This is a genomic window from Sinomonas sp. G460-2, from assembly GCF_047759905.1.
In the GTDB taxonomy this organism is placed as follows: domain Bacteria; phylum Actinomycetota; class Actinomycetes; order Actinomycetales; family Micrococcaceae; genus Sinomonas.
The window spans coordinates 1-2,409 of the sequence record NZ_JBKZWT010000439.1 but is presented as its reverse complement, the minus strand read 5'-3'; the positions used below and the strand labels follow the sequence as shown (position 1 = coordinate 2,409).

2 protein-coding genes are annotated in these 2,409 nt (G+C 67.4%); both read left to right on the top strand.

Features of this window, described 5'->3' with window-relative positions; genetic code table 11:
* Positions 1 to 510: family 1 glycosylhydrolase (locus ACLN58_RS21085; RefSeq protein WP_415857177.1), on the top strand; the 510-nt coding region annotated here is incomplete at its 5' end.
* A gap of 21 nt (positions 511 to 531) precedes the next feature.
* Entirely contained in the window at positions 532 to 2,355 is a 1,824-nt protein-coding gene (gene uidA, locus ACLN58_RS21080; RefSeq protein ID WP_415857176.1) for a beta-glucuronidase, read from the top strand.
* Positions 2,356 to 2,409: the final 54 nt, after the last annotated feature.

Genomic DNA, 2,409 nt, shown 5'->3' with positions numbered 1-2,409 from the left:
GAGGAGAAGAAGCACGAGCTCGAATACATCTGGGAGGACCTCTACCTCGAAGGCTCGGCCGGGGACGACTTCGTCGGCGTCCAGTCTTACTCCAGCCAGTGGGTGAACGAAGCCGGCATCGAGCCGCACCCCCCAAGCCCGGACAACACCTTGGTCGGCACGGCCTACCGCCCCGACGCGATCGGCATAGCCCTGCGGCACACGGCCGAGATCACCGGAGGGGTCCCGATCCTCATCACCGAGAACGGGATCGCAACGGCGGACGACGAGCGCCGGATCGCGTACACCGGCGAGGCCCTGCGCCACGTCTCCGAGGCGATCGACGGCGGCATCGACGTCCGCGGCTACCTGCATTGGAGCCTCCTGGACAACTACGAGTGGGGCCACTGGGAACCCACGTTCGGCCTCGTCGCCGTCGACCGCGCGACCTTCGTCCGCACGCCCAAGCCGAGCCTCGCCTGGCTCGGCGCCGTCGCCCGCTCGGGCGCGCTCACCGCCGTCGCACGTTAGCCACCCCGAAGGAGACCCTCGATGCTGAAGCCCCTCGCAACAGCCACGCGCGAACTCGTCAGCCTGGACGGGCTGTGGCTTTTCGCACTCGACACCGCACTCGGCCCCGAGCCTTGGAAGTCACGACTCGAAACGCGGCTCGAGGCCGCCGTTCCAGCGAGCTACAACGACCTCTTCGCCGATCAGGAGATCCACGACCACGTGGGCCTCGTCTGGTACCAGCGCACCGTCCGGGTCCCCCGCGGCTGGTACGGCGAACGGATCGTGCTCCGATTCGACGCCGCTACCCATGCGGCGTCCGTCTACGTCAACGACACCTTGGTGGCAACGCACGACGGCGGGTACACGCCGTTCGAGGCGGACCTCACCGAGGTCGCCGCCCCCGGGACGGAGTTCCGGCTGACTGTGTCCGTGGACAACCGGCTAACGAATGTCACCATCCCCCCGGGGAAGCTGACCGTCGGCCCCGACGGGAAGGAACGGCAGAGCTACTTCCACGACTTCTACAACTACGCAGGCCTCGCCCGCTCCGTGCGGCTCTACAGCACGCCTCCGACCCACCTCACCGACGTGACGGTGACGACCGACATCGACGGGTCCACGGGGCTCGTGGCCTATCGGCTCGCGACGAGCGAGCCGGCGCCCACAAGCGTCCGGCTCCTCGACGAGAAGGGAAACATCGTCGCCTCCTCGGAGGGCCACGAGGGCACCCTCCGGGTCCAGGACGCGGTCCTCTGGAGGCCCGGGGCGGCGTATCTGTACCGCCTCGAGATCGAGATCCACGACGGATGGCACACCGTGGACACCTACGAACTCCCCGTCGGAATCCGCACCGTCGCCGTCCGAGGGGACCAGTTCCTCATCAATGGCGAACCGTTCTACTTCACCGGCTTCGGCAAGCACGAGGACTCCGCGGTCAGGGGCAAGGGGCACGACAACGCCTACCTCGTTCACGACTTCCGGTTGCTCGACTGGACCGGCGCGAACTCGTTCCGGACCTCCCACTACCCGTACGCCGAAGAAGTTCTCGAATACGCGGACCGGCACGGCATCGTCGTCATCGACGAGACGGCTGCCGTGGGGCTCAACCTCGCGATCGAAGGCGGGCTGACCGGCGTGCCGCCGAGGCCCACCTTCTCTCCCGAGACCATCAACGGCCAGACCCAGGCCGCCCACGCGCAGCACCTGCGCGAGCTCATCGACCGGGACAAGAACCACCCGAGCGTCGTCATGTGGTGCGTGGCCAACGAGCCGTCGTCCAACGAGGACGGTGCGCGGGAGTACTTCGAGCCGCTCATCGACCTCACGCGAGAGCTGGACCCGACGCGGCCGGTGACGATGACGACCGTCATCTTCGCGACGTGCGAGAACGACCGCACCGCCGACCTCGTCGACGTCATCTCGCTCAACCGCTATTACGGCTGGTACGTCGCGACCGGGGACCTCGACACGGCAGAAACACTCCTCGAGGCCGACCTGCGCGGCTGGGCCGCGAAATACGGCAAGCCGATCATGATGAGCGAGTACGGCGCGGACACCGTCGCCGGCCTCCACTCCCTCACAAGCACCCCGTGGACCGAGGAGTTCCAGGCCGACTACCTGGCCATGAACCACCGGGTCTTCGACCGCATCCCCTCATTCGTCGGCGAGCACGTATGGAACTTCGCCGACTTCGGCACCGGCCCCGCAATCCACCGCGTGGACGGCAACAAGAAGGGCGTCTTCACCCGAGACCGCAAGCCCAAGGCTGCCGCCTTCGCACTCCGCGAGCGGTGGCTCGGGCTCCGGGGACGCAAGCCAGGTTCTCCCCTCCCAGAGCCCGCGCTCTTGGCCGCCGTTCGCTAACCATCCGCTCCCCTTTTCACCCCACCCAGACAACGGAGTCATCAAATGTCCACC